Here is a 25,188-nt window from a genome sequence, read left to right as displayed (position 1 = left end):
GCTCGACTACTCCGCGTTGTATGGCGCGGCGACGTCGATGACCCAGGTGACGCCGAAGGCGTCGGTGAGCATGCCGAAGCCGGGGCTCCATGCCGAGGCGGCGAGGGGCTCGATGATCGTCGCGCCGTCCGAGAGCGTGTTCCAGTAGCCCTGGATCTCATCGAGGGATTCGCCGCGCACCGAGACGAAGAACGGCTGATCGGTGATCGTGGCACCGTTCTCGCGGCGAGTGGAGCCCGCGTTGCCCGCCGATCCTCCCGACTGGCCAGGAATGTCGTACGCCATCACTCGGAATCCGTCTTCGGTCTCGACCTGACCGAAGACGACGTTGTCGGCACCGGGCGCGTCCTTCGGCATGCCGAAGTCGCCGTAGGTCGCGATCACGACCCGGCCGCCGAAGACGGACTGGTAGAACTCCAGCGCTACGCGGGCGTCTCCGCGGAAGTTGAGGTGGGTGGTTGTCGCGATGCTCATGTCTGCTCCTCGTGAGACGTTCGCCGGGGCGTCTCCCCGGCAACTCCTACGTTTCCAGCTGTATAGGACAGATCGGGTCCTAGACCTCGATTAGCATCGAGAAATGACCACGCCCACCTCGCGGCTGCTCGATCTGCTGTCGCTGCTGCAGGCCCGGCGTGATTGGCCGGGCGCGGTCCTCGCCGAACGACTGAACGTGAGCCATCGAACCGTTCGTCGCGACGTCGATCGCCTGCGAGCGATGGGCTACAACATCCACGCGACGATGGGGCCTGACGGCGGGTACCGCCTCGACGCCGGGAGCGAACTGCCACCGCTGCTGTTCGACGACGAACAGGTCATCGCGCTGGCTGTCGCTCTTCGAGCAGCGACCATCACCGGCGCCGGGATCGAGGAAGCGGCGATGCGCGCGCTGACCACCGTGCGACAGGTGATGCCGTCGCGCCTGCGCCATCGTCTCGACGCCCTCGCGTTCACGACAGTCCCCGGTCGGCCGGGGGACGCGGCATCCGACTCGGTGTCCCCGGATATCCTCGTCGCGTTGTCGACAGCGGCCCGGGCCCATGAGGTGCTTCGGTTCGACTACGCGAGTCGCCGCCCCGGCGACGACCCCCGATCAGCACCGCCGCGCAGGGTGGAGCCGCACCACCTCGTCACTTCCCGCGGCCGCTGGTACCTGGTCGCGTGGGACCTCGAGCACGACGATTGGCGAATCTTCCGCGCGGATCGCGTTTCACCACGCACCCCCACCGGGCCCCGTTTCGCACCCCGAGAGCTGCCCGGAGGCGACGTCGCCGAATTCGTGTCCGCACGGTTCAAGGGATCCGACCAGATCAACCGGTGGCCCTGCACCGGGAAGGTCGTCCTCCACCGGCCGGCCGGCGAAGTGCTGCCGTTCGCCGGCGACGGCATCGTCGAAGATCTCGGCCCCGAGCGGTGCAGTCTCGAAGTCGGATCGTGGTCCTGGATAGCCCTCGCCGCGTCACTCAATCGCTTCGATACCGAGGTCGATGTCATCGGTCCGCCCGAGCTCACCGAGGCGTTCGCCGAACTCGCGGCCCGCAACGCCTCGACAGCGTCGCGAGCGGGGATCGTCTGACTGACCTTGGACTGACCCAAACGCCGCCACCGACACGCGTCGATAGCGACCGCGAGACTCAGTCCGCGACCGACTCTCGGGGCGGGTTGTGCATGAACTCGAGGCGGATGCCGTTGTCGTCCTCGACGAAGGACGCGTAGTAGCGGTCGTTGAACCGCGGGTACACCTTCGGCTCGCGCACTGCCGTCCAACCTGCGCCGACGGCGATCTCGTGCAGGCGGTCGACGTCGGCACGAGTCTCGACGGCGAAGGCGAGGTGCTGCCAACCCACCCGCCCGTGCCGGTGCGGTCCGGTGCCGGTCTCGCGGGCGGGGAAGAGGATCAGCTCCTCCTCGCCCAGGTACCACGACACCGAGTCGTCCGCATCTTGCCGCGTGCAGCCGAGCGCCTGCATCACCGGATCGAACTGGGCGATCGAGCGAGGCAGGTCGTCGACGGAGATACCGAGATGGTCGAAGAGAGACATCTGGACATCCTATGACTCGCCTACTCGACGAGCTTGCCGACTGTCGACACCTCTCGCATGAGCGCAGCGATCTCCTCAGGGATCGGCGGGATCGCCTCACGCGTCACCCCGGTCGCGGGCGACCACACGAGGTTCACCTGCAGCGAGTCATCCAGCGAAGGGTAATCGCTGCGGTTGTGGCATCCGCGGGTCTCGCGGCGCTCCAACGCAGCCGACAGCGTCGCACGAGCGGCCAGCGCTGCCGACTTGAGGTCGAAGGCGTGCGCCAGATCCTGGTACCCGGCGATGTCGGGGTGCACGCCGACATCCGCCATGCGGGCCTCGATCGCGTCGAGCTCGGCGAGCCCGGCGAGGAGGCCGGCTTCGTCGCGCACGACGCCGGCGTGCTCGGTCATGGTGTTGCGGATGCCGCGCTGCAGGGCGCGCAGGTTCTCCGAACCATCCGAGGCAAGCAGCAAAGCGATCTCGTCGCGCGCGGTCTGCACCGCGGCAGCCGAGCGTCCCTGCACGGAGAGCCCGCGCGAGTAGTCGATCGCGGCCTGCCCCACGATGCGTCCGAAGACGAGCAGTTCGATGAGCGAGTTGCCGCCCAGCCGGTTGGCTCCATGAAGACCACTGGATGCCTCGCCGATGGCGTACAGCCCCGGGACATCCGTGCCGTGGTCTTCGGGGCGTACCCACACGCCGCCCATCGAGTAGTGCGCCGTGGGCGCGATCTCGATCGGCTCCTTCGTGATGTCGAGCATCTGCAGTTCGAGCATGGTCTGGTAGACGCGGGGGAGACGCTGCATGATCGTCTCGCGGGGCAGGTGCGAGACATCCAGCCAGACACCGCCATTGGGGGTGCCCCGCCCCTCCTTGATCTCGGTGTAACAGGCGAGGGCCACGCGGTCGCGCGTGGACAGCTCCATGCGTTCAGCGTCGTAGCGAGCCATGAAGCGCTCGCCGAGTCCATTGGTGAGGATGCCGCCCTCGCCGCGCGCCGCCTCGCTGATCAGGGTGCCGGCCGCGTTCTCGGGTTCGATGATGCCCGACGGATGGAACTGCACGAGTTCGGGGTCGCGCACGCGCCCGCCCGCCTCGACGGCGAGGCGCCACGAGTCACCCGTGTTCTCGTCGCGCCGCGACGAGGTGCGCCGCCAGATGCGGTTGTGCCCGCCCGCGGCGAGGATGACGGCGTCGGCGTGGATGAGGTAGCGCGTGCCGTCTTCGAGATCGAAGCCGTAGGCGCCGAAGACGGCGCCGTCGTCGTTGACGAGAATGCGCGTGACGTAGACCGTGTCGAGGATCGGCACGTTCAGTTGCGCGGCCCGGTTGATCAGCGTGCGCTGGATCTCAAGGCCTGTGTAGTCGCCCGCGAAGGCCGTGCGACGGTAGGTGTGCGCGCCGAAGAAGCGCTGCGAGATACGGCCGTCGTCTTCGCGGGCGAAGGGCATGCCGTAGCGCTCGAGGTCCTCGATGCCCCGGGCCGCGCCCTGGGTGACGATTTCGACCGTGTGCGGGTTGGCGAGGAGGTAACTCTCCTTCAGGGTGTCGGCGGCGTGCTGCTGCCAGCTGTCGTCGGCATCCATCGTGGCGAGGGCCGCGTTGATGCCGCCGGCCGCGAGCGAGGTGTGGGCGTCCGACTTCGGCCGCTTGCCCAAGGCGAGCACGTCGACGCCCGCCTCGGCGAGTTCGATGGCGGCGCGCAGGCCCGATCCGCCCGTGCCGATCACGAGCACGGTCGTGGAGATCTGGCGCTCTGAAGTGGTTCTGCCTGAGGTGGTCATGTGATCCACGCTAGGCAGCGACATCCGATTACTCCAATGCATCTATGTCGTGGCGACGATGCGCGTACGCTATCGTTCGTGAACCTCGAGCAACTGCGCAGCTTCGTCGAGGTGGCCCGGTTCGGCAACTTCACCCGCGCCGCCGAGGAGCTCTACCTCGCGCAGCCCTCGCTGAGCCGCCAGATCGCCGCGCTCGAGCAGGATCTCGGCGCCGAGCTCTTCCATCGCGCCCGCGGCGGCAGCACACTGACGGTCGCGGGCGAATCGCTGCTGCCGCTCGCCCGCCGCATGCTCGCCGACGCCGAATCGGTCAGGCGCGAACTGGCCGAACTCGCCGGCCTCGAACGCGGCCGGGTGCGCCTCGGCGCCACCCCGACCCTGTGCATCAGCCTCGTCGCCGAGGTGCTGAGCGCGTTCCACGCGGAGCATCCGGCCATCGAACTCCACCTCTCGGAACAGGGGTCGCGTCGGCTGCTCGACGAGCTCGCGGGAGGCGAGCTCGACCTCGCCTTGATCACGACATCGGATGCCTCGTCGGCCGAGCGATTCACGGTGACACCGCTGCTCGTGGAAGAGCTCGTCGTGATCTCGTCGGCCGGCGGGTCGCCGCTCACCGCGCGCGACACCATCGGGCTCGACGAGGTCGCGCGCCTGCCGCAGATCGTGTTCAGCTCGACGTACGACCTTCGCAGCGCGACCGACTCGGCGGTCACCGCAGCCGGGCTGACCCCCGAGGTCGTCCTCGAGGGTGCAGAGATGGATGCCGTGCTGCGGTTCGTCGAGCGCGGGCTCGGCGTCGCGATCGTCCCGGCGATGGTGCTCATCGACCGCCCCGGGCTGCGATCGGTGCGGTTCGGGGGCCCGACACTCGAGCGCACGATCAGCCTCGCCCGGCCCGCCGACGTGGCGCCGACTACGGCGGTCGAGGTCATGCAGCACACGATCGCCACCACCGCGACCGCGTTCGCGGCCAGGGCGGGAGCGACGATGCGGCTCGCCTGACGCTGGCAGTCAACCCTCCCGAACGGAGGCCGGGCGCAGGGTGCGTGCGTAGTCCTCCTTCAGGACGGCGAGGTGGAACCAGGCCTCGGTGCGGGTCACGCCGGGCAGGGCGCGGATCCGCTCGAGGCTGGCGTAGAGGGCGCCGGCCGACGGCTCGACGAGCGTCATGATCAGGTCGAACCGGCCGAGCGTGCGCGCGGCGAAATCGACGCCGCGCCACGAGCGGATCGCGTCGAGGATGGCGGCATCGTCACCTGCGAGGTTCAGGCCCACGCCGAGTGAGAGCTGCCGATGCGCGAGACCCCGCGCCTCGACGGCGCTGATCTTGATGACGCCGCCCGCGATGAGCCGTTCGACCCGGGTCGCGACCGCCGACGGCGACAGGCGCACGGCCTCACCGAGCCCTCGGAAGCTCGTGCGGCCGTCGCGCTGCAGGTGCTCGATGAGTGCGGCGTCGGTCGCGTCGATCTTGAGCCCGCCGCGGTACTCGGAGACGAAGAAGCCCTTGATCACGGTCGAGTAGATCAGGGTATTGATGTCGACGACGCGCGGCAGCGCCCGGATCTGCTCGAGCAGGTGATGCAGAGCGGGCATCGAGCCGAGCCGGATCTCGGTGACGAGGTCGTGCACCCCGCCGACCGCGGAGACGAGCACGGTCTCCCCGAGGCCGCGCAGATGCTCGGCGACGGGCTCGGCGGTGCCGTCGGTGCGGATGGACACGTGGGCGAGCACGTTCTGGCCGAGAAACTCGGGGTCGACGGCGGCGACGACCCGCACGGTGCCGTCGGCGAGCATCGCGCGCAGCCTCGTCGACACCGCGGCCCGCGTCTGGCCGACGCCCGCGGCGAGGTCGTGGATGCTCGCCCGCCCGTCGTCCTGGAGGGCGCGGATGAGCTCGGCGTCGAAGTTCACCATGTGCGGCCCGATTTGCCGAGATTCCCTCGAACGCTCGATGTGATCGACATATCGCCAGCGTAGACGACTCGGAAGAGGACGCGAAACGGTGAATTGCACATCGGCGTACACAAAAGTCCAGTGGATGTCCCATTGCGCTGGAGTTTCGTGCTTGCCGCAGTGCGCCGGCGCTCGTAGCATCCAACTCGTCGCCCCAATCGCCGGCACCCCATCCACCGGCACCCACCCACCCGCAAAGGAGCGGTCATGACCTCATCGCACAGCACGGCCAGGCGCGCCGGCTTCGCGGCCTTCGTCGGCACCACGATCGAGTGGTACGACTTCTACATCTACGCAACGGCGGCGGCGCTCGTCTTCGGTCCGCTGTTCTTCCCGAGCGACGACCCGCTCGCCTCGACCGCGGCCGCGTTCGCCACGTTCGCCATCGCCTTCCTCGTGCGCCCGCTCGGCGGCATCATCTTCGGCCACATCGGCGACAAGCTCGGCCGGCGCGTGTCGCTCGTCATCACGCTGCTGCTCATGGGCATCGCGACGGTGCTCGTGGGCTGCCTCCCGACGTACGAGAACGTCGGCATGCTCGCCCCGATCCTGCTCATCCTGCTGCGCGCCCTTCAAGGCCTCGCGGTGGGCGGCGAATGGGGTGGCGCGGTGCTCATGAGCGTCGAGCACGCGCCTGAGAAGTCGAAGACCTTCTACGGCGGATTCACGCAGCTCGGCAACCCCGCGGGTGCACTGCTGGCCTCCGGCATCTTCGCGCTCATGTCGCGGGCCGGCGACGACTTCATCATGAACGGCGGCTGGCGCATCCCGTTCCTGCTCTCGATCGTGCTGATCGGCGTCGGCTTCTGGGTGCGCTACCGCGTCGAAGAGACCCCGGTCTTCGAGGCGAAGGTCGAGGGTCGCAAGCAGTCGATGCCGCTGGCGTTCGCGCTGCGTGCCAACTGGAAGCCGATCCTGCTCGGCATCGGCCTGCTGCCCATTTCGACGGGCGGCTACTACCTCGCGACCACCTTCGCCACCGCGTACGCGACCGGTGCCCCGATCGAGCTGAGCGAGCAGGTCATCCTCGACGCCATGACGATCGCCTCGTTCATCGAGTTCCTCGTCACGCTGCCGGTCGCCTGGCTGGGCGACAAGTGGGGTCGCAAGAACGTCATGTACATCGGCCTCGTCACCTCGGTTCTGACGTTCGTCCCGTTCATGCTCGTGCTCCCGGGCCGCGTCGAGCCGCTCATCTTCCTGTTGGCCGCGCTCGTGCGCGTCGCGATGAGCGCGACATACGCTCCGCTCGCGACGATCCTGGCGCAGATGTTCCGTCCGCAGGCGCGGTACACCTCGATCGCCCTCGCGTACGGCGTGGGCGCGGCGATCTGGGCCGGATTCTCGCCCTGGTTCGCGACCCAGCTCATCGCCTGGACGGGCAGCATCTGGTCGGTCCTCGCGATGTTCACCGGCATGGCCGTGCTCGCCGGCATCTGCACGAAGCTCGCACCGCAGCACTCCGACGAGGCGCCCGTGACGGCGTCGTACTCCGCCCGCACCGACACGACTGGGACCCGCCTGTCATGAGGAAGCTCACCGCCTTCGACCAGCCGAACCAGGCCGCGCCGCGGATCGTCACCGCCCGCGCCATCCACACCGTCGACGAGGCGTCGACGACGGCGACCGCGATGCTCCTCGACCGTGGCCGCATCCTCGCGATCGGCTCGACGGCCGACTGCGAGGCGGCGGCCGACGCCGCCGGGCTGGCCCCGGAGCGCGTCGAGCTCGGCGACGCGATCGTCGTGCCCGGCTTCATCGACCCCCATGCGCATCCGCTCATGTACGGCCAGATGATGACCTGGGTCGACTGCGGGCCGGCGAAGGCGGGGAGCATCCGTGAGATCGTCGCCCTGCTGCAGGCCGCGGCAGCCGACCTGCCCGACGGTCGACCCGTGCGCGGCTACGGATACGAGCACCGCAACCTCGTCGAGCAGCGGCATCCCACCCGATTCGAGCTCGACGAGGTCGCGACCGACCGCGAGGTGTACCTCATGAACGCGTCGGGCCACGGGGGCGTCGTGAACTCGTACACGCTCGACGTCAACGGCGTCGACCGCGAGACGCCGAATCCCGAGGGCGGCGAGTTCTTCCGCGACGACGTCGGCGAGCTCACCGGTGAGCTGTCGGATGCCGCGTGCAACATCCTGACCGGCGTCCACGGCGTGAAGATCGGCCACCACGGGCCGAACTTCCACCTCGCCGACGAGCCCGACGAGCACTTGCGCCAGCTCGACATCGCGACGCAGCGGTTCCTCGCCGGCGGGGTCACCACGATCGGCGACGCACAGGTGTCGCGACGCGAGTTCGACATGTACCTGAGGCTCGCCGAGGCCGGCCGGCTCGAGCTGCGGGTTTCGATGTACCTGCTTTCGCACCTGCTCGATGACGCCCTCGACATGGGGCTCGTCGGCCAGTTCGGCAACGCGCACCTCAGCTTCGCCGGCATCAAGTTCTACGCCGACGGCACGCTCGGCGGCTGGACCGCGTACTTCCCCGACGGCTATGTCGGCGACCCGTGCCGCACCGGCCAGCTCTACCACGAACCCGCCGACTACGCCGAGCTGATCCGCAAGGCGCACGTCGCCGGACTGCAGACCGCGACCCACGCGCAGTCGCCGACCGCGATCGAGATGGTCGTCTCGGCGATCGAGGCGGCCCTCGCCGAGCGCCCCGACGACGACGCGCGACACCGCATCGAGCACTGCGGGCTGCCCACACCCGAGCAGATCGGTCGAATGGCGGTAGCCGGCATCCGCCCCGTGAACCAGCCGCAGCACTACTACAACTGGGGTGAGGGCGTCGAGGACGCCATCGGCACCCCGGGGGAGCGGTTCAACCCGCTCGGCGAGTTCGAGGCGGCGGGTGTGCCGATCACGATCTCCTCGGATGCCCCGGTCGCCGAGCCGATCCCGCTCGAGGCGATTCAGACCGCCGTGACTCGGGTCACGCGCCGCGGCCACCGGCTCGGATCCGACGGCCTTCGGGTCTCGGCGGAAGCGGCGCTGCGCGCGCACACCTACGAGGGCGCGGTGTCGCTCGGCCGCGAAGACGACCTCGGCTCGCTCGAGGCCGGCAAGTACGCGGACTTCGCCGTGCTCGCGGACGACCCGCTCGCGGTCGCGCCGGAGCGGATCGCCGAGATCACGGTGCTCGAGACGTGGGTGGGCGGCGAGCCGCGCCACCGTGCGGCATGACGGAGGGGAGATGTCGATGACGATGGCGGAGACGCAGGCCGACCTCGCCGCACCGTACGCCGACACCGCCGGGCGGGCGGTGCTCGAGACGATTCGCGCCTACGGGGTGACGACGGTCTTCGGCATTCCGGGCACGCACAACCTCGAGCTGTACCGGCCGCTCGCCGACCTCGGCATCCGTGCGGTCACGAACCGGCACGAACAGGGCTCCGGCTACGGCGCCGACGGCTGGGCGCAGCAGACGGGGCTTCCTGGAGTCGTCATCACGACCTCAGGACCGGGCCTGCAGAACGCGATGAGTGCGATCGGCACCGCGTTCTGCGAGTCGCGCCCGCTGCTCGTGCTCTCACCGGGCGTTCCGCTCGGCGACGAGTTCAGCGACGTCGGCACGCTGCACGAGACGAAGGATGCCTCGGCCATGGTCGGCGCCATCGCGGAGTGGTCCCGGCGTGTCATGAGCGCGGCCGAGGCGGTCGATGCCGTGCACGACGCGTTCGAGCTGTTCCGCACCGGGCGTCCGCGTCCCGTGCACATCGAGATCCCGCTCGACCTGCTCGAGTCGCCCGCCGAGGTGCCTGCTGCTGCGAGGGCGGCGCGGCCGGCCCCGGCGGCTGCACGCGGGGACGAGTCAGCCATCCGCGAGGCGGCCGCGATGCTCGCCGCGGCCGATGCGCCCGTCATCATCGTCGGCGGCGGTGCCACCCGCGCCGTCCGCGAGGTCACCGCGCTCGCCGAACGCCTCGGAGCGCCGGTGCTGACCACGCTCAACGGGAAAGGGACGCTCGATGAGCGTCATCCGCTGTCCCTCGGCTCGAACCTCCGGCTCGTCGCCGGGCGAGAGGTCGCCGAATCCGCCGACGTGCTCGTCGTACTCGGCTCCAAGCTCGGGGAAGCCGAGCTGTGGGCGCCCCGGCTCGAGCCCCGTGGGCGAGTCGTGCGCATCGACCGCTCGGCGGCCCAGGTCGACAAGAACCTCGAGGCGAGCGTCGGCATCGTCGGCGACACCGCTGCGGTGATCGAGGAGCTTCTCGCCGCACTGCCCGCCGGCGATAGGGCCGAGCCGGACCTCGCCGCGGCCAAGCGGGCGATCGCCGAAGAGATCCGGGCGACCGCGCCCGAGACGGTCGCGCTCGCCGAAAGCATCGCGCAGGCGGTGCCCGAGGACGCGATCGTCGCCGGGGACTCGTCGCAGATCATCTACCTGGCACTCGCCAACGTGCTGCGGCGGTCACGCCCACACTCCCTGCTGTACACGCCGACCTACGCGACGCTCGGCTACGGGCTGCCGGCCGCGATCGGCGCGCGCGTCGCGCAGGCCGGCCGCCCGGTCGTGGCCGTGCTCGGCGACGGCGCCCTCATGTTCGCCGTCAACGAGCTCATGACCGCGGTCGAGCAGCGACTCGACCTGACGATCGTGTGCGTCGACAACGGCGGATACGCAGAGATCAAGCAGAACGAACTCGACCGGGGCATCCGCCCGATCGGTGTCGACCTGGTCCAGCCCGACTGGGCCGCCCTCGCGACCGCCTTCGGCGCGACCGGCCGCCGCGTCGACGACGCCGACGAGCTCGGCGACGCGATTCGCACGGCGATCGCCGCGGGCGGCGTCCAGCTCGTGCACATCCGACAGCCGCGCGGGTGACCGCGCAGGCGTCTTCCGACTGACTTCCGCTCTTCGAAAGGAATCGAGATGCACTCCTCGCACCCCGAGCACCCGAATGCCGCCGCCGCACCCGGCACCGATACGACGCCTCCGACTGCCGCCCCGGGGCCGGTCGGACCCGTCGACGCGAGCCGCGTCCCGCGATTCGCGGGGATCGCCACGTTCGCGCGCCTGCCGCGCCTCGAAGACGTCCCGCGGGCCGACATCGCCGTGGTCGGCGTGCCGTTCGACAGCGGTGTGAGCTACCGGCCCGGGGCGCGGTTCGGACCGGCGCACGTGCGCGAGGCATCCCGGCTGCTTCGGCCATACAACCCGGCGCAGGATGTCTCCCCGTTCGCCGCCCAGCAGGTCGCCGACGCCGGCGACCTCGCCGTCAACCCGTTCAGCATCGACGAGGCCGTGGTCGAGATCGAGCGGGGTGCGCGGGCGCTCGACGGCCACGCCGACCGGCTCGTCGTCATCGGCGGCGATCACACGATCGCGCTCCCGCTGTTGCGTGCGGTGCACGCGAAGCACGGCCCCGTCGCGGTCCTTCACTTCGACGCGCACCTCGACACCTGGGACACCTACTTCGGGGCTCCCGTGACGCACGGCACGCCCTTCCGTCGCGCGTCGGAGGAGGGGCTCATCGACCTGAACGCGAGCATGCACGTCGGCACGCGCGGCCCGCTCTACGGCGTCGAGGACCTCGCCGACGACGAGCGGCTCGGCTTCGCGATCGTCACGAGCGAGGACCTCGAGGAGCACGGTGTCGCCGCGGCGATCGAGCGCATCCGAGCGCGGATCGGTGACGCGCCGCTCTACATCTCGATCGACATCGACGTGCTCGATCCCGCGCACGCCCCTGGCACCGGCACGCCCGAGGCGGGCGGCCTGACGAGCCGGGAGTTGCTGCGCATCCTTCGCGCGCTCGCGGACAAGCACATCGTCGGCGCCGACGTCGTCGAGGTCGCGCCCGCCTACGACCACGCGCAGCTCACGGCGGTCGCGGCATCCCACGTCGCGTACGAGCTCATCAGCGCGATGGCGCCGAGGGACGGCGGCGTGCAGCAGGCCCCGGCGTAGGGGCCGACATCCCGACCGACGTTGCGACCGGTGCGGGCTCAGCTCGCGCGTGGATGCGCGGCGTCGATCAGCACGTGCAGGGCGTCGCGTGTGCGCTCGAGTTCTTCGATCGGGACGCCGAGTCGTTCGATGATGCGTTGCGGCACGACGAGGCATTCGGCGCGGAGTGCGCGCCCGGCGTCGGTGAGCTCGATCGCGAGCGCCCGTTCGTCGGACGCGCTTCGCGCCCGGACCACGAAGCCCGAGGCCTCGAGTCGCTTCACGATGGGGGTGAGGGTCGCGGACTCGAGCATCAGCTGGGCACCGAGCCCGCCGAGCGTGCGCGGGCTCTGCTCCCAGAGCGCGAGCATCACGAGATACTGCGGGTGCGTCAGGCCGAGCGGTTCGAGCACGGGGCGGTAGAGCGCGATCACGCTACGGGATGCGACGGCGAGCGCGAAGCACACCTGCTGGTCGAGCTGCAGCAGGTCGTCGGGCGTGGGCAGCGGCCGCTCGGTCGTCTCGCTCATCGGCGTGGGCAGATCAGGTGGGTGGGCGTGTTGGCGTCGCCGCGCCGCACCACGTGGTCGGCCATGAGCTCGTTGCAGATGGGGCACGCAGGATCGGCAGGTGGCACGTAGGGCGCCTCGATCTTTCCGAGCCCGATGCCCACCTGGGCCGGACCGGTGAACGTGTAGACGACGCGGTTGACGCGGTTCCAGAACCCGGAGCGCCCCACGAAGGGATTCATTTGATTGGGCACGAATAGTTAGTGTACTACATGTTTCCGCAGCCACTTCACGACGTAGGCCGGCGCAGTGTCGGCGGCTTCGAGCGCGAACGCGACGTGCGATCCGTCCATCCAGTAGAGCTCGGAGCCGGTGATGTGCGCATGGGCGTACTCAGCACTGGCCGGCGGGGCCATCTTGTCCGACCGTGCGTGCACGATCAGCGTCGGACAGGTGATGCGATCCAGCGGCGCGGGAGTGAAGACGGTGAAGTCGTTGTTCATCCCAGGGCGTCGTCGAGCAGCGCCGAGCGAGGCGCGCAGCGACGCCTCGAGCGTCGCGGTGCGGCCCGGGATCGCCGCGAGCTTTGCCGCACGATCGGACGCGACCGCTCGAGGATCGGTGCCGACGGCGCTGAGCAGGGCGGCGAGGGTCGGCCTCGTCGCATGGCGGAGGAGCCAGAGCTGCGCCCGGGCGAAGGAGTCCCGCGCCGCGATTCTCGCCGCGGCGCCGGGAATAGGGCCGGGGATGCAGACGCCGTCGACCTGGACGAGCCTGCTCACGCGGTCGGGGTGCCTCGCGGCGAGCTCGTAGCCCGCGGGTCCGCCGCCGGAAATGGCGATCACCGGGATGCGGTCGATATCGAGCGCGTCGAGCAGTGCCGCGAGGGCATCGCCCTGCTGTGCGAACGTGCGTCCCGTCGAGAGCGGCGTACCCAGGTGCCCGGGCCTGCTCGGAGCGAGGATGCGGAACCCGTTCACGCGCAGGAACTCCGCACCCACGAGCCCTTGGTCCCACCCGCCGAGGGTGCCGTGGACGGCGAGGATCGGATCGCCGTCTCCGCGCTCGGCGTACTCGACCGGTCCGGAAGTCGTCGAGACGGTTCGCGGCGTCTCCTCGAGGCACTCGCGGAGGTCTTCCGGCGACGGTGATCGCGGCGTGCTGGCCATGGTCAACTCTCCCAAACGCAGAGCCTGGTCGGCCAGCCCCAGAAGTGCCGGGTGACCTCACCCGACGCTCGACGCCCTCAGACCTCGGTCTCGAAGTAGAGGTGCGTGTGCAGCCGGCAGCGCTCGTTGAACGCCGCGCCGCACTCGGGGCACTCCGTGGTGGCGAGGTACGCCGCGATCGTGATCTCGGCGCCGCATGCCCCGCAGAGCACGGCCTCGCGGTCGCGCTCTGCGACGGGCCACTGCTCGGCGGGATGGTCGGCCGTGTCAGCGTGGCACAGGTGGCACGGGTAGTACTCGCCGCAGCACGCGAAGCGGATCGCCACGATGTCGACCTCGGTCCGGTAGTGCACGCACCGCGTCATGTCGTCGACGACGAGGCCGCGCACGTGCGGCCGGCCCGCCTCGCGCGATGGCGCAGAAGGTGTCGTGGCCTCGTTCATGCCATCCATCATCGCAGCGATGCCGCCGCGGCCTCCGCCCACGTCGATCGACGACGCGCGCGGAGCGCTATTGCCCGCCCGCTCAGCGGTCGAGCTGCATGCGCGCCCAGGTGAGCGCGGTCGCGCCGCCGAACACGGCGGGCACCACGAGCACGCTGGCGAGGGCCGGCCACGGCACGGCCCCCGGGTCGATCGCCCAGAGCGCGGGTGCCACGAGGGGGATCCATGAGCCGACCCCGAGCACGGCGCAGACCTGGGCGGCCACCAGAAGGATGATCGTGGTTGCGATGCCGGCGAGGACGCTCCGGGCGAGGCTCGCAACCCAACCCGCCGGCACGGCGAGGAACGCCGTGAGTATCGTCAGCACCGGGATCCGCAGCAGCTGCGTTGCGCCGTCGGGATCGGTCGCCGGCAATCCGGCCGCCGCGCCGAGCACCGTGAGCAGGACGGTGAGCCCCACCGCCATGGTCGCAGCCCACGCCAGGTAGACGGCGAGCTTGCCGAGCGCGATCGATGATCGGCGCACCGGCAGGGCGAAGAGCCCCGCAACGGTGCCGTCGGCGAACTCGCGGCCGTACAGCCAGGCGATCAGGATGCCGCATGCGCCGAACCCGCCGGCCGCGAGGATCTGCGCCGCGGTCCCCACGAGCAGCGCCCAGCCGTCGGCCTCCGCGAGTGGACCGAGCCGGGCGAGCACTCGCTCGTCGCCGACGGCTGCCGCGGCGAGCAGGGCGCCGGTGAGCGCCGCGAGCCCGACGCCGAGGATCCCCGTCGTCCATGGGACCACACGCGACGCGACGGCCTTGCGCGCCTCCACGGCCACTGCGATACCGATGGCGTTCATGCTGCGCTCTGTGCTTCGTCGTCGGCGCGCACGAGCGCGAAGAACGCTCGCTCGAGGTCGATCGTGCCTGGGTCGAGGATGCCGATGAGCCGCCCCTCGTTGATGACGCTGATGCGGTCGGCAACGCGGGCGACCTCGTCGAGGTGGTGGCTCGAGACGAGCACGCCGGCACCCGACCGAGCTCGGCGAACGACGGCCTCGCGGAGGAGGATCACGCCCGCCGGGTCGAGTGCATTCGTGGGCTCGTCGAGGACGAGCAGGGCCGGGCCGCTCTGCAGCGCTGCCGCGAGTCCCACCCGTTGGCGGTTGCCGAGCGAGAGTCGGTGGGCGCGCACGCGCGCATAGCGCGTGAGGTCGAGCTCCTCGATCGCGGCATCCGCCACCGCGGACGCCTCGGCCCGGGAGGCGCCGTGCAGCCGGGCCGCGAGACGCAGGTTGTCGCGGACATCGAGCTCGCCGTAGGCGAGCGGCTGCTCGACGAGTTGCCCGACCCTCGCCCAAGCGGCGGGTGCGAGGTCATCGATCCTCGTGCCATCGATGCGCACCTCGCCGGCGTCCGGTCGGAGCATCCCGAGCATGAGGCGCATGAGCGTCGTCTTGCCTGCGCCGTTGAGTCCCACCAACGCGTGGATCTCGCCCGGCGCGATCGCGAGGTCGACACCGTGCACGCCAGCCCCGCCGCGGAACTCCCGCCGGACGCCCCGGAGCTCGACGCGTGACTCAGGCATCGCGCGCCTCCGCAGGCTCCGCCGCGTCCGCCTCGTGGACGACGCACTCGACGTCCACCACGTCGAGTGCTCGCTCGATCGACGTTGCGAGCCCGGCCGTCTCGTCTTCGGCCCAAGCGAAGAGCCCGGCCACGAGGGCTGCGAGCACGGCGGAAGCGGCGATGCGCGCGTCGTGGTCGGACGCCCCGTCGGCGACCAACCGCCCGACGATGGCATGCTCCGTGTTGCCCGTCGACCTCCACGTCGCGCCTCGGAGCGACGGCGTCGTCGCGGCGATCCGCACGCGTCGGCGGATCATCGGCTGATCGGGGTCGGGCACCGCGCGCCACGCCTCCCGGATACCGCGGACGGCGCGGAGGAACGGCGGAAGGTCGATCGGCTGCCGCCCGATCGCGGCGACGAGCAGGGGGTCGTAAGGGTCGTCGAGGAGAAGCGATTCCTTCGAGGGGAAGTGCCGGAAGAACGTCATCTCGGTCACGCCCGCCGTGCGGGCGATCTGCGCGACGGTCGTCTCGTCGTACCCCTGACGCTCGAAGAGCTCGAGGCCCGTTTCGATGAGACGGGCGAGCGTGCGCTCACGCTTGGTCGGGGCATCCGTGGCCATGCCAGAATGTTAGTCACTAACATTCGGGGCGGCAAGCCCCTGGTCATGTCAGCCGGGGAGGCCACGTGCCCTAGTGTCACCTCATGGGCACGACGGCGACCGCATACCTCACGGGCTTCGGCCGGTACCTGCCCGGAGATCCGGTCGAGAATGACGGCATCGCGGCGCGGCTCGGCGGCGACGACGCGGTGACCGAGCGCATCCGGCGCCGCATCCTCGAAATGAACGGCATCCGGCAGCGGCACTACGCGCTCGACGAGCACGGCGAGCCGACCGAGCTCAACGAGGAGCTCGCCGTCAAGGCTCTGCGTGCGGCGCTCGACGATCGGGGGATCGACGCGGCCGACCTGCGAATGCTGGCGTGCGCGACCACGATGGGCGACGCGCTCGTGCCCGGCTTCGCGTCGATGGTGCACGGTCGCCTCGGCGGCGGACCGATGCAACTGCTGTCGGCCTCGGGCGTGTGCGCATCCAGCCTTGCTGCGCTCGATGCGGCCGCGGCCAAGATCAGGCTCGGCGACCATCCGCGGGCCGCGGTCGTGGGTTCCGAGCTGGCGAGCCGCAGCCTGCGGCAGCTTCGATTCGACGGTATCCGCGCGGGCATGGACTCCCACTTCCTCCGTTGGATGCTGTCCGACGGTGCCGGTGCCGTCGTCCTCGAGTTCCAGCCGCACCCGAGCAGGCCATCGCTTCGACTCGACTGGGTGCGCCATGTCTCCCTCGCACACGAGCATGACGTCTGCATGCGTTCGGGCATGGCGGGTGCCGAGCCGAGCGCGGGCGCCACCTGGCAGGACGTCGGCATCGCCGACGCCGAGGCGGCCGGCATGTTCGTGCTGCGGCAGGACGTGAGCATGCTCGACGAGCTCGCCGAGGCCGGGCTCCGGCAGTTCGAAGAACTCGTCGACATCGGACTCGTCGACGTCAGACACCTCGACCACGTCGTGTGCCACTACAGCACCAACGCATTCCGCGACCTCGCGTTCGACGGGCTGCGCCGCCGGATCCCGACGCTCGACACCGAACGCTGGTTCTCGAACCTCGAGACGCGCGGCAACACCGGGTCGGCGAGCATCTTCATCGCCCTCGAAGAGGCCTGGCGCACCGGCAGATTCGCCCCGGGCGAGACGGTCCTGCTGGCGGTGCCCGAGTCCGGACGTTTCTCGTTCGCCTTCGCCCACCTCACCGTGGTCGCCCCACCGAATCAGCAAGGAGCCCCGACATGACCGACACGACGACCGACACGACGACCGCCACGACCATCGCTGCGACATCCGCCGCCGACGCGCCGCTCGCAGGCGCGGACACGGGCGCCCGCACCCTCGCCGACCGGCTCGCCGAGGTATGGATCGAGCTCGAGGAGCGCCTCGAGCATGTGCCGGTGCTGCGTCGGCTCGCCGACGGCACCGTGACCATCGACGACTACCAGCGGCTGCTGTTCAACCTTCGCCAGCAGGTCGTCGACGGGTCGCCGTGGATCTCCCGCGCGGCATCCAACTTCGACATCGACCATTTCGAGCTGCGGTCGGCGGCGATCCGCCACGCCGAGGAAGAGCACCGCGACTACCTCATGATCGAGCGCGACTACGTCGCGATCGGCGGCTCCCTCGACGAACTGCGCGGCGGCCGCAAGAACGTCGGTTCCGAAGCGCTCTCGGGGTACATGTTCACCTATGCCGATCGGCCCAACCCGGTCGGACTGCTCGGTGCGATGTTCATCATCGAGGGACTCGGCGCGAAGCGCGCGGCGGGGTGGGCCGCGAGGTTCCAGGAGGTCCTCGGGCTGGCCGACAACCAGGTGCACTTCATGCAGTACCACCAGGAGGCCGACAGCGAGCACACCGGTGACCTCGAGGCGATCCTGACCTCGGGGATCATCGACGACGCGGCCGCCGATGAGATCGTCCGCTGCGCGCAGGTCGTCGCGCGGCTGTACGCGCTGCAACTCGAAGAACTGGATCGCTGACATGGCGGAGTTCGTGCGCTCCGACCCCAGCATGTGGGAGGCGGTGTATGCCGATCCCTCCGTGCCGCTCGATCGTGCGCTGGTGCGCCTGATCATCGACGACCAGCGCCGTCTCTCGCGGCGCTGGCTCTACCCGATCGCGCGCGTGGTGTCCCGCATCTTGGTCGCGCTCATCTCGATCGTCAAGCGCGTGCTGCCGTTCCGGTGGATGCCGCTCCACACGATGGACGTGCTGTGCGTCTGGTTCCTGCGGCGGTTCGTGTCGCCCGACGCCGTCGAGCTGCTCATCCGGCACTTCGTCGTCGAGACGAACCTCGTCAACTTCATCATCCGCAACACGCCCGTCTCGATGGAGCCGGTCACGCTGCGGCCCGAGGCGCTTTCCGGGCTCGGCGACCAGGCCGTCGTCGAACACGACGTCAACGTCTACGACGTGCTCATCGCCCTCGACGCGGTCCAACTCACGCGACCCGACACGCTCGACTTCACGCAGCTCGACATCCCGCTGCTCGATGCCGAACGGCAGCGTCGCCGGCTGCTGCGCCTCGACATCCAGACCGCCCTCTGCTTCATGAACATCCCGTTCTCGATGGCGCTCACGGTCGAGGAGTACCGACGTGCGGTGCACTCCATCCGATTCGACGACTCGTTCCTCGAGATCCTCGCCCTCGTCACCGACGACGACACGTTCCGCCACTGGAAACTCGCGGGCATGAGCCTCTGGATGGACTCCAATGTCGACGTGCCACGCATGGTCTACCGGCACGCGCTCGTGTGCGAATACGCGCACGCCCGCCTCGTGAAGCTCGCCCACGGAGCTTATCCGCGCCACACGAGCGTCGAGTTCGACTGACACTGCCCTGCGCCCGACGGGGCGTGCGAGACTGCATCGGTGACGGATATCGAGATGGCTCGCATCGAGGCCGGCGCCGTCACCTTGCATGACGCGCGCAACAAGGTGCGATGGAGTGTCGAGCTCGAGCCGTTCGAGCTCGGGGTGTACCCGGTGACCCAAGAGCAACTCGCCGAGCTGCTCGGCGAGACGGCGTCGCATCCGCGTCGGCCGGCGACCGACGTCAGCTGGCTGCGCGCAATTCGCTTCTGCAACGCCGCCTCCGAGTGGGAGGGGCTCGACGCGGCGTACACGTTCGACGGTGAGGATGTCACGTGGCACGTCGACGCTGACGGCTACCGGCTGCCCACCGAGGCCGAATGGGAGTTCGCTTGCCGCGCCGGCTCCGCCGGTCCGCACTACGGCCTGCTCGCCGAGGTCGCCTGGACGAGCGCCGACGGCGTCACGACGCCGCAGGCCGTGGGCGCCAAGCTGCCGAACCTCAACGGGCTGTTCGACACGCTCGGCAATGTCTGGGAGTGGTGCTGGGATCTGCTGGACCCCGCACGATACGACCAGTACCGCGTCTTCCGCGGCGGCGGGTTCGCCGACGACGCGTGGAGCGTGCGGGCGTCGACCCGGCGTGGGGGTGCGCCGCGCATGCACCACGAGGACGTCGGCTTCCGGGTCGCGCGTGGCGGCTTCGATGGTACGGATGCCGCGCAGGGCTGGTCGGCGCAAGCCGATCGGGAACGCGCCGCGCTCGATGGCGCGCTACCGTTCGGGTGGACGCCACGGCGCTGAGCGCTCAGGGAGCGACGAGGTACTCCTGGAGCTGACGTTCGACGTCGGACGAGACCGCACCAGTGCCGCCGAGGACCACGATGTGCCGCGGCTGGAGTCGCCGGAGTTCTGCACCGATGACCGCGGGGATCGAGTCGCGTTCGACGAGGAGCACGGGTGCCCACGACAGTGACGCGACGGGGGCGATCGCCAGCGCATCAGGGTAGTCGCGGCCCGAAGCGATGTAGACGGTGTAACTGCCGGGCGGGGCCATCTTCTTCGAGACCTCGACCGACGTGGCGAAGCGGTCGGTGCCGGCGAGGCGCACGACCGATCCCGCGTACGCTTTCAGCCCCGAGGCGACCGCTGCGGAGACCGCGCCGGTGCCGCCGAGGATCACGATCTGTCGTGGCCTGAGGTCGCGCAGGCGCACCCGCACGCTCTCGGGTATCGCGTTCGTACTCGGTACCAGGAGGAGCGGCCATCGGTTCCGTCCGGCGTACGGTGCTCCGGCGAGCGCGTCGGGGAATCTCTGTCCAGAGGCGACGTACACGGTGTCGACAGGGGCGCTGCCATGATAAAGCTCGGCTGCCGTCGCATAGCGATCGCTTCCCGCGATACGCCCGTCGCCGTTCTCGGTCAAGGCAGACAGCTGATTGAACACGGCGTCGGAAACGGCACCGGTGCCACCCATGACGGTGACGTGAGAGGGGCGGAGGCGCTTGATCTCGGCCACCACTTCGGCTGGAATCGAGTTCGGCCTGACGAGGAGTACCGGGTCTTGGCCGGAGTGGCCTGAGGCCTCCGCGGCAGCCGCGAGCGCGTCAGCGTAACCGACGCCCGACGCGATGTAGATATTGCACACCCTCGGCGCGAATCCCGCCCTCGAGATGGCAACGGCCGTGGCATAGCGGTCCGCCCCGGCGATCCGCTCGACTTTGTCCTGCACCATTCGGGGCTGCGGATTGCAGTAGACGGTCCCCGCCTCAGCGTCGGTCGCCGGAGCGACGCTCATGGTCGCGGCTCCCAGGGCGAAGGCGAGGGCGGTCGCGACCAAGCGGCCGGGGCGTCGGCGTCGTTGCACGCGCATCCAATCTCACAGGATGCGGGTTCTGCCGCATCGGTTCCGGGCGCGTGACCGCACCGAGTCAGGAGCCTACTTGTTTTCAGGATGCCGCACGGCCGAAGAAGTTCTGAGCAAACTCACGGATTGGGCGCGAGCATCGGTTCTATGCTGGTGCCGCAGCCTGGGTCGTGAGGGTCCGGGGTGTCGACGAAGACGCCGGCAGACTCGTTGACCCCACGTACCGGGGCAGGTCATCTCGGATCGCGAATCACGCCGCGATCGCGAATCACGCCGCGTCAGACGGGCTCCGAATCGGATTCCGCGGCGCGCGCCGCGGCGGCCGCCCGCTCGACCCACTTCGGTGTCTCGCCGTAGCGCTGGAACGACACCAGTCGCCCCGCCGCGCTGTCTTCGATGAGCTGCGCGAGGCGTCGTTCGCGCGTGGCCTCCTGCTTCGCGGAGAGCACCCAGTGGGTGACCTGGCGTCGGTAGGTCGCGGTCGCTGCGTTCCAGAATGCGGAGGCAGCGGCATCCGATGACAGGCGTGCCGCCGCTTCGGGCGGCAACTCGCTGTTCGGATTCTCGTGCGAGTACACGCCCGATCGGTCTTCACGTCGTCGTTCGAAGGCGGCGACCCCCGCGGGCCGCATGCGGCCCTCGGCGGTGAGCTTCTCGACGAGGGCGATGTTGACGCTCGACCAGATGCTCGACGGTTTGCGCGGCGTCCAGCGCTGGCGGCGCGCGTCGTCGTCGATGCGCTGCGACACCGAGTCGATCCATCCGAAGCACAGCGCCTCGGGCACCGCCTGTTCCCACGTCAGCCCGCCGTCGGGCACGTGCTTCTTGAACAGGCCCATCCACAGCTCGGTCTCGGTGGCGTGGTTGGCCTCGAGCCACGCGCGGAACTCGTCGGGCCCGGAGAAGAAGATGGCCGGCCGTTCGGGTGTGCCGCCCGGAGTGCCGATGCTCGTGGTCATGCCATGAGTCTGCCAGCGGCCACCGACCGAGCGCGGCGCTGCCGGAGTTCGACGAGCCTGATGCGGCCGTGGCCCCCGAGGATTACATTGACTCCGTCGAATCGACAAGAGGGGGCGTCATGTCGGATGCAGAGCTCGCGAACCTGCGAGAACGAGCCGCCCGCGGCGATCAGGACGCGGTCGCGCAACTCGTGGAGTTGGCCGGCGAGCGGGGAGACGCGAACGAACTGCGTCAGCTCGCCGAGAGCGGCAGCACGGATGCGATGGACGAGCTCGTGCAGCTCGCGTCGGAAGCCGGTGACCTCGAGGAGCTGCGACGACTCGCGGCCGGTGGCAATCGCGATGCGGCCGACGTGCTCGCCGAACTCGCCGAGGAGGACGCGACCGACGACGGCACCTGAGCGGCGACCCGCTCGGGTGAGGATGGAGTCATGGACTTCATGGAGATCCGCTTCGACCGCGCGCTACCGATAGACCGGGACGACGTCGAGGACGAGTTGAACGAGGCACTTGCCGGCCTGGGCGAGGTCAGCGGTGCCGGCTCCGGAGCGTTCGGCGCGCACTTCGATGTCGACATCGACCCCGCGGCAGCGCGGGACGAGGTGGTCGACCGCGTGCTGGGCGTGCTCAGCGGGCTCGGACTGGCCGGGCTCGCGCGGGTTCGCCCAGGTGACGGCACGGAGTGGATCGAGGTCGGGGGCCCCGGGAGTGACTCACTGAGGAACACGTAGACCCTTCCCGTTCGCATGGTCGGGGTGAGGCGCCGTCCGGGGCTCGTCCCCGGGCGGCGCCTTGTGCGTCCAGGCTCAGGGGATATTGGCGAGGACGACGAAGCTCATGGTGCCGAGGCCGACGCTGAGGAGGGTCCGCCGGCCGAGCGCGAGGTGCGTGACGACGGTGACAGCGACGGCGAGGGATGCCTCAGCGACGCGGTCGCCGCCTTCGAGCGAGGTGCGCAGGGTCGAGGCGGTGAGGATCGCCAGGATGCCCGCCGGCATCCATGATGCGAGGGAGCCGACGAACTCGGACTCCCGAAGTGGCCGCAGCACCGCGAACGGGACGGCGCGCAGCGCCACGGTGATGACGAAGACGATCGCGAGGGCTGTGGCGAAGTAGGCGGGCTGGGACATCAGGACTCCATCTCTGCGCGACGGCCGGACACCCGCGCCATGAGCTTCGTGGCGAAGAAGCGCACGAGCAGTGATGCTGCGAACACGGTGAGGGCGACGAAGACCACAGCGTCGGGCGTCGCGACGACGGCAACCGAGAAACTCGCCGCGGCCAGGAGGACCGACGGCACCTGTCTGCGGGTGCGGCAGGCGTCGAGCGTGAGCGTCACGAACAGCGCGCAGAGCGCGAACTCCAGACCCTCGATCCGAAGCGGCAGCGCTGCGGCGACGGCCACGCCGACGAGCCCGCCGCCCACCCAGTAGGCCTGGAACGCGAGCTGCATCGCGACGAGCCGAGGGCCGGTCCATCCGGTCGGCGATGCGGCGGTCACAGCGTACGCCTCGTCGATCAGGCCGTACACCGAATACGCCCGTGCGACAGCGCCCCGCACCGACGCGAGCGGGAACGAAAGGGCGTAGAAGACGTGCCGGAAGTTCACGAAGAAGGTCGTCGCCGCGATCGCGACGAGTGACGCACCCGAGGTGAGCATGCCGATGAGCAGCAGCTCGAGCGATCCGGCGAATGCTGCGACCGAGAGCGCGGGGGCCATCCACCACGGCAGCCCGGCCTGCACGACGAGCAGGCCGAATGCGATACCGAGGGGGAACATGCCGAGGCCGGCAGCGAGGGACGCGCGCAAGCCGGCGGCGATCTCGCTGCGCCGCGTCGGTGTGGAGAGGATCATGCATCCACGATTTCACTTCGGCCGGGGCATCCGATTGCATTTCTTGCTTGACTAGCAAGGGCGTGTGCAATGATCAAGCATGGATGCTACGGATCGAGCAATCATCGAGGTGTTGCGTGTCGACGGCCGCATTTCGAATGTCGCACTCGCCGACCGGGTGAATCTCACCCCGGGGCCGTGCCTGCGTCGGGTGCAGCGGCTCGAGGCCGACCGGGTCGTCGTCGGGTACCGCGCCGAACTCGACCCCGATGCGGTAGGTCAGGGATTCGAGGTATTCCTCGACGTCGACCTCACGAGCTTCGACAGCGGCAGTGTCGGCCGCTTCGAGTCGGCGATGGCGGATCGCCAGGAAGTGATCGAGCTCCATCGCATGTTCGGCTCGCCCGACTACATCGTCCGCATCGCCGTGGCCGACCGCGCCGAGTACGAAGCCTTCCTCACCGAGCGGGTGCTCACCATCCCGGGCATCCTGAAGGTCGCCTCGCGCTTTCCGATGAAGACACTGAAGTCGCTGCGGTCGACGGTTCGTCGCGGAAGAGACTGAGGTGCCTCGCGCTCGTCGTCGATGGGTAGGCGGTTCGCGAGGTGGCGGGTAGTCTGTAGGGGCGGGTCGGCCGCGCGCACCTCTGTGGGGCCAGGCCGATCTGGGCGGGCGACCTTCGCACCAATGCCCGAACGGAGCGGTTCATCGATGTCCTGGGATGATGATTTCTCCGCCGACGAGTACGGCGAGGGTCGTCGAGCGCGGGCGAAGGGACGGGCCGCCGGCTGGCAGTTCGTACGTCGCACGGCCGGGTACACGGGCCTCGTGCTCGGCGTGGTCGCACTGATCGTCGGCGTGGTCGTCGCGGTGAACTACGCGGGTCTCGCAGCCCGGCCCGGCGGGTTCGGGTCACCCGTCGCAGATGGACCGAGGGTGGCGCTTCCACCCGTGGTCGAGTCGTTCGAGCAGGCCGAACCGACCCAGCCGGCCGACGATCTCACCACGGCGCCGACCGAGTCGGCTGAGGTGTCCGAGTCGACGGTCGTGCCGATGCCCCAGGTCGACCCCGAGTGGACGTCGCGCATGTCCGCAGCCACCGGGATTCCGGAGCGCGCCCTGTCGGCGTATGCGCTCGCGCACGTCGCGATCGCCGAGGACCAACCCGAGTGCGGCGTCGACTGGACCACGATCGCCGCGATCGGCTCGATCGAGTCCGACCACGGCAACCACGCCGACTCCGTGCTCGGTGACGACGGGTATCCGAAGCCCGACATCATCGGCCGGGCGCTCGACGGCGACGGCGTTGCCACGATCGAAGACACCGACGGCGGGGTCCTCGACGGTGACACCACATGGGACCGAGCCGTCGGGCCGATGCAGTTCATCCCCTCGACCTGGGACAAGTGGGGGAGCGACGGGAACGACGACGGTGCCGCCGACCCGAACCAGATCGATGACGCTGCCCAGGCAGCCGCGCGGTACCTGTGCGCGTCGGGATCGATGACCAGCCCTGAGGGCTGGCGAGCGGCGATCTTCTCGTACAACCACGACAACGACTACGTCGACAAGGTCGCGTCGGTCGCGATCGAGTACGCGGCGGCGGCCGGGTAGTACGCACGGCCCACGTCTCGCTGTCGCAACCCCCGCCTCAGGCCGCACAGCCTGTTCTGATCGTGCGCAGTGCGGGAAAACGCTTACATCCCAGGGCCCGGCACCTCACCTATGCGAACGCCGGCATGCGCTCTGAGCGTCCGCGCCGGC

General features: G+C 69.8%; 29 protein-coding genes. 14 read left to right on the top strand and 15 right to left on the bottom strand.

Features of this window, described 5'->3' with window-relative positions; genetic code table 11:
* Positions 1-6: 6 nt before the first annotated feature.
* On the bottom strand, positions 7-474 hold the full coding sequence (locus LQ757_RS12940; protein ID WP_231047663.1) for a VOC family protein: 468 nt from the start codon (positions 472-474) through the stop codon (positions 7-9).
* 103 nt (positions 475-577) lie between these two features.
* On the opposite strand from LQ757_RS12940, the gene LQ757_RS12935 reads away from it, so the two are divergent.
* A complete protein-coding gene (locus LQ757_RS12935) occupies positions 578-1,573 on the top strand; it encodes a helix-turn-helix transcriptional regulator (RefSeq protein ID WP_231047662.1) in 996 nt (331 codons plus the stop codon).
* Positions 1,574-1,631: 58 nt separating this feature from the next.
* Here the strand turns inward: LQ757_RS12935 and LQ757_RS12930 are convergent, their stop codons facing one another.
* Both LQ757_RS12930 and LQ757_RS12925 read right to left on the bottom strand, forming a co-directional pair.
* Positions 1,632-2,039 (bottom strand): VOC family protein, encoded by a 408-nt coding sequence (locus tag LQ757_RS12930; RefSeq protein WP_231047661.1) that lies wholly within the window; start codon positions 2,037-2,039, stop codon positions 1,632-1,634.
* Positions 2,040-2,059: 20 nt separating this feature from the next.
* Positions 2,060-3,808 (bottom strand): L-aspartate oxidase, encoded by a 1,749-nt coding sequence (locus tag LQ757_RS12925; protein WP_231047660.1) that lies wholly within the window; start codon positions 3,806-3,808, stop codon positions 2,060-2,062.
* 78 nt (positions 3,809-3,886) lie between these two features.
* Here LQ757_RS12925 and LQ757_RS12920 point away from each other — a divergent pair, with 78 nt between their 5' ends.
* Positions 3,887-4,810: a LysR family transcriptional regulator gene (locus LQ757_RS12920; RefSeq protein WP_231047659.1), complete on the top strand. Its 924-nt coding sequence runs from the start codon at positions 3,887-3,889 to the stop codon at positions 4,808-4,810.
* A gap of 9 nt (positions 4,811-4,819) precedes the next feature.
* Here the strand turns inward: LQ757_RS12920 and LQ757_RS12915 are convergent, their stop codons facing one another.
* Positions 4,820-5,725, bottom strand: a complete 906-nt coding sequence (locus LQ757_RS12915) for an Lrp/AsnC family transcriptional regulator (protein WP_231047658.1) — start codon at positions 5,723-5,725, stop codon at positions 4,820-4,822.
* Positions 5,726-5,971: 246 nt separating this feature from the next.
* Between LQ757_RS12915 and LQ757_RS12910 the strand changes: the two genes are divergently transcribed.
* The 4 genes from LQ757_RS12910 to speB are packed head-to-tail and all read left to right on the top strand — an operon-like array spanning position 5,972 to position 11,689.
* The gene (locus LQ757_RS12910) at positions 5,972-7,294 is read left to right on the top strand and encodes an MFS transporter (protein WP_231047657.1); all 1,323 of its coding nucleotides are present in this window, start codon (positions 5,972-5,974) and stop codon (positions 7,292-7,294) included.
* The gene (locus tag LQ757_RS12905; protein WP_231047656.1) at positions 7,291-8,961 is read left to right on the top strand and encodes an amidohydrolase; all 1,671 of its coding nucleotides are present in this window, start codon (positions 7,291-7,293) and stop codon (positions 8,959-8,961) included. The genes LQ757_RS12910 and LQ757_RS12905 overlap by 4 nt, the downstream gene beginning before the upstream one ends.
* A gap of 22 nt (positions 8,962-8,983) precedes the next feature.
* Positions 8,984-10,603 carry a thiamine pyrophosphate-binding protein gene (locus LQ757_RS12900; protein WP_372459663.1) on the top strand — a complete coding sequence of 540 codons (1,620 nt, stop codon included), beginning with the start codon at positions 8,984-8,986 and terminating at the stop codon, positions 10,601-10,603.
* A gap of 48 nt (positions 10,604-10,651) precedes the next feature.
* On the top strand, positions 10,652-11,689 hold the full coding sequence (gene speB / locus LQ757_RS12895; RefSeq protein ID WP_231047654.1) for an agmatinase: 1,038 nt from the start codon (positions 10,652-10,654) through the stop codon (positions 11,687-11,689).
* A 38-nt stretch (positions 11,690-11,727) separates the two neighbouring features.
* Here speB and LQ757_RS12890 read toward each other — a convergent pair whose 3' ends face one another.
* From LQ757_RS12890 to LQ757_RS12860, 7 genes are all read right to left on the bottom strand, one after another.
* Positions 11,728-12,198: a MarR family winged helix-turn-helix transcriptional regulator gene (locus tag LQ757_RS12890; RefSeq protein ID WP_231047653.1), complete on the bottom strand. Its 471-nt coding sequence runs from the start codon at positions 12,196-12,198 to the stop codon at positions 11,728-11,730.
* Positions 12,195-12,407 (bottom strand): hypothetical protein, encoded by a 213-nt coding sequence (locus tag LQ757_RS12885; protein ID WP_231047652.1) that lies wholly within the window; start codon positions 12,405-12,407, stop codon positions 12,195-12,197. The genes LQ757_RS12890 and LQ757_RS12885 overlap by 4 nt, the downstream gene beginning before the upstream one ends.
* Before the next feature lie 30 nt (positions 12,408-12,437).
* Positions 12,438-13,346, bottom strand: coding sequence for an alpha/beta fold hydrolase (locus LQ757_RS12880; RefSeq protein WP_231047651.1), 909 nt, complete (start codon positions 13,344-13,346; stop codon positions 12,438-12,440).
* Positions 13,347-13,423: 77 nt separating this feature from the next.
* Positions 13,424-13,789, bottom strand: coding sequence for a CHY zinc finger protein (locus tag LQ757_RS12875; protein WP_231047650.1), 366 nt, complete (start codon positions 13,787-13,789; stop codon positions 13,424-13,426).
* An 82-nt stretch (positions 13,790-13,871) separates the two neighbouring features.
* Entirely contained in the window at positions 13,872-14,633 is a 762-nt protein-coding gene (locus LQ757_RS12870; protein WP_231047649.1) for an ABC transporter permease, read from the bottom strand.
* On the bottom strand, positions 14,630-15,361 hold the full coding sequence (locus tag LQ757_RS12865) for an ABC transporter ATP-binding protein (RefSeq protein WP_231047648.1): 732 nt from the start codon (positions 15,359-15,361) through the stop codon (positions 14,630-14,632). Before LQ757_RS12865 ends, LQ757_RS12870 begins: the two co-directional genes overlap by 4 nt.
* The gene (locus LQ757_RS12860) at positions 15,354-15,965 is read right to left on the bottom strand and encodes a TetR/AcrR family transcriptional regulator (RefSeq protein ID WP_231047647.1); all 612 of its coding nucleotides are present in this window, start codon (positions 15,963-15,965) and stop codon (positions 15,354-15,356) included. The genes LQ757_RS12865 and LQ757_RS12860 overlap by 8 nt, the downstream gene beginning before the upstream one ends.
* A gap of 83 nt (positions 15,966-16,048) precedes the next feature.
* On the opposite strand from LQ757_RS12860, the gene LQ757_RS12855 reads away from it, so the two are divergent.
* From LQ757_RS12855 to LQ757_RS12840, 4 genes are read left to right on the top strand one after another with little or no spacing between them, the layout of a single operon-like run.
* A complete protein-coding gene (locus LQ757_RS12855; protein ID WP_231047646.1) occupies positions 16,049-17,191 on the top strand; it encodes a 3-oxoacyl-[acyl-carrier-protein] synthase III C-terminal domain-containing protein in 1,143 nt (380 codons plus the stop codon).
* Entirely contained in the window at positions 17,188-17,931 is a 744-nt protein-coding gene (locus LQ757_RS12850) for an iron-containing redox enzyme family protein (RefSeq protein WP_231047645.1), read from the top strand. Before LQ757_RS12855 ends, LQ757_RS12850 begins: the two co-directional genes overlap by 4 nt.
* A gap of 1 nt (position 17,932) precedes the next feature.
* Positions 17,933-18,784: a DUF6999 family protein gene (locus LQ757_RS12845; protein WP_231047644.1), complete on the top strand. Its 852-nt coding sequence runs from the start codon at positions 17,933-17,935 to the stop codon at positions 18,782-18,784.
* Positions 18,785-18,823: 39 nt separating this feature from the next.
* The gene (locus tag LQ757_RS12840) at positions 18,824-19,567 is read left to right on the top strand and encodes a formylglycine-generating enzyme family protein (protein ID WP_231047643.1); all 744 of its coding nucleotides are present in this window, start codon (positions 18,824-18,826) and stop codon (positions 19,565-19,567) included.
* Between the two features lie 4 nt (positions 19,568-19,571).
* Here the strand turns inward: LQ757_RS12840 and LQ757_RS12835 are convergent, their stop codons facing one another.
* Together LQ757_RS12835 and LQ757_RS12830 are read right to left on the bottom strand one after the other, a co-directional pair.
* On the bottom strand, positions 19,572-20,561 hold the full coding sequence (locus LQ757_RS12835) for a cell wall-binding repeat-containing protein (RefSeq protein WP_231047642.1): 990 nt from the start codon (positions 20,559-20,561) through the stop codon (positions 19,572-19,574).
* A gap of 347 nt (positions 20,562-20,908) precedes the next feature.
* Positions 20,909-21,589, bottom strand: a complete 681-nt coding sequence (locus LQ757_RS12830; RefSeq protein ID WP_231047641.1) for a YdeI/OmpD-associated family protein — start codon at positions 21,587-21,589, stop codon at positions 20,909-20,911.
* Positions 21,590-21,708: 119 nt separating this feature from the next.
* Here LQ757_RS12830 and LQ757_RS12825 point away from each other — a divergent pair, with 119 nt between their 5' ends.
* Positions 21,709-21,990 (top strand): hypothetical protein, encoded by a 282-nt coding sequence (locus tag LQ757_RS12825; protein WP_231047640.1) that lies wholly within the window; start codon positions 21,709-21,711, stop codon positions 21,988-21,990.
* A 30-nt stretch (positions 21,991-22,020) separates the two neighbouring features.
* On the top strand, positions 22,021-22,320 hold the full coding sequence (locus tag LQ757_RS12820; RefSeq protein WP_231047639.1) for a hypothetical protein: 300 nt from the start codon (positions 22,021-22,023) through the stop codon (positions 22,318-22,320).
* Positions 22,321-22,395: 75 nt separating this feature from the next.
* Here the strand turns inward: LQ757_RS12820 and LQ757_RS12815 are convergent, their stop codons facing one another.
* Both LQ757_RS12815 and LQ757_RS12810 read right to left on the bottom strand, forming a co-directional pair.
* The gene (locus LQ757_RS12815) at positions 22,396-22,719 is read right to left on the bottom strand and encodes a branched-chain amino acid transporter permease (protein ID WP_231047638.1); all 324 of its coding nucleotides are present in this window, start codon (positions 22,717-22,719) and stop codon (positions 22,396-22,398) included.
* The gene (locus tag LQ757_RS12810) at positions 22,719-23,444 is read right to left on the bottom strand and encodes an AzlC family ABC transporter permease (RefSeq protein ID WP_304504435.1); all 726 of its coding nucleotides are present in this window, start codon (positions 23,442-23,444) and stop codon (positions 22,719-22,721) included. Before LQ757_RS12810 ends, LQ757_RS12815 begins: the two co-directional genes overlap by 1 nt.
* A gap of 79 nt (positions 23,445-23,523) precedes the next feature.
* Between LQ757_RS12810 and LQ757_RS12805 the strand changes: the two genes are divergently transcribed.
* Positions 23,524-23,988 carry an Lrp/AsnC family transcriptional regulator gene (locus LQ757_RS12805; protein WP_231047637.1) on the top strand — a complete coding sequence of 155 codons (465 nt, stop codon included), beginning with the start codon at positions 23,524-23,526 and terminating at the stop codon, positions 23,986-23,988.
* A 147-nt stretch (positions 23,989-24,135) separates the two neighbouring features.
* Positions 24,136-25,038 carry a lytic transglycosylase domain-containing protein gene (locus LQ757_RS12800; RefSeq protein ID WP_231047636.1) on the top strand — a complete coding sequence of 301 codons (903 nt, stop codon included), beginning with the start codon at positions 24,136-24,138 and terminating at the stop codon, positions 25,036-25,038.
* The last annotated feature ends 150 nt before the right edge of the window (positions 25,039-25,188 follow it).

Origin of the sequence: Agromyces cavernae, from assembly GCF_021044935.1 — a bacterium.
Classification (GTDB): domain Bacteria; phylum Actinomycetota; class Actinomycetes; order Actinomycetales; family Microbacteriaceae; genus Agromyces; species Agromyces cavernae.
Note: the sequence above shows the minus strand (reverse complement) of the source record. Positions and strands in the feature narration are given on the sequence as shown.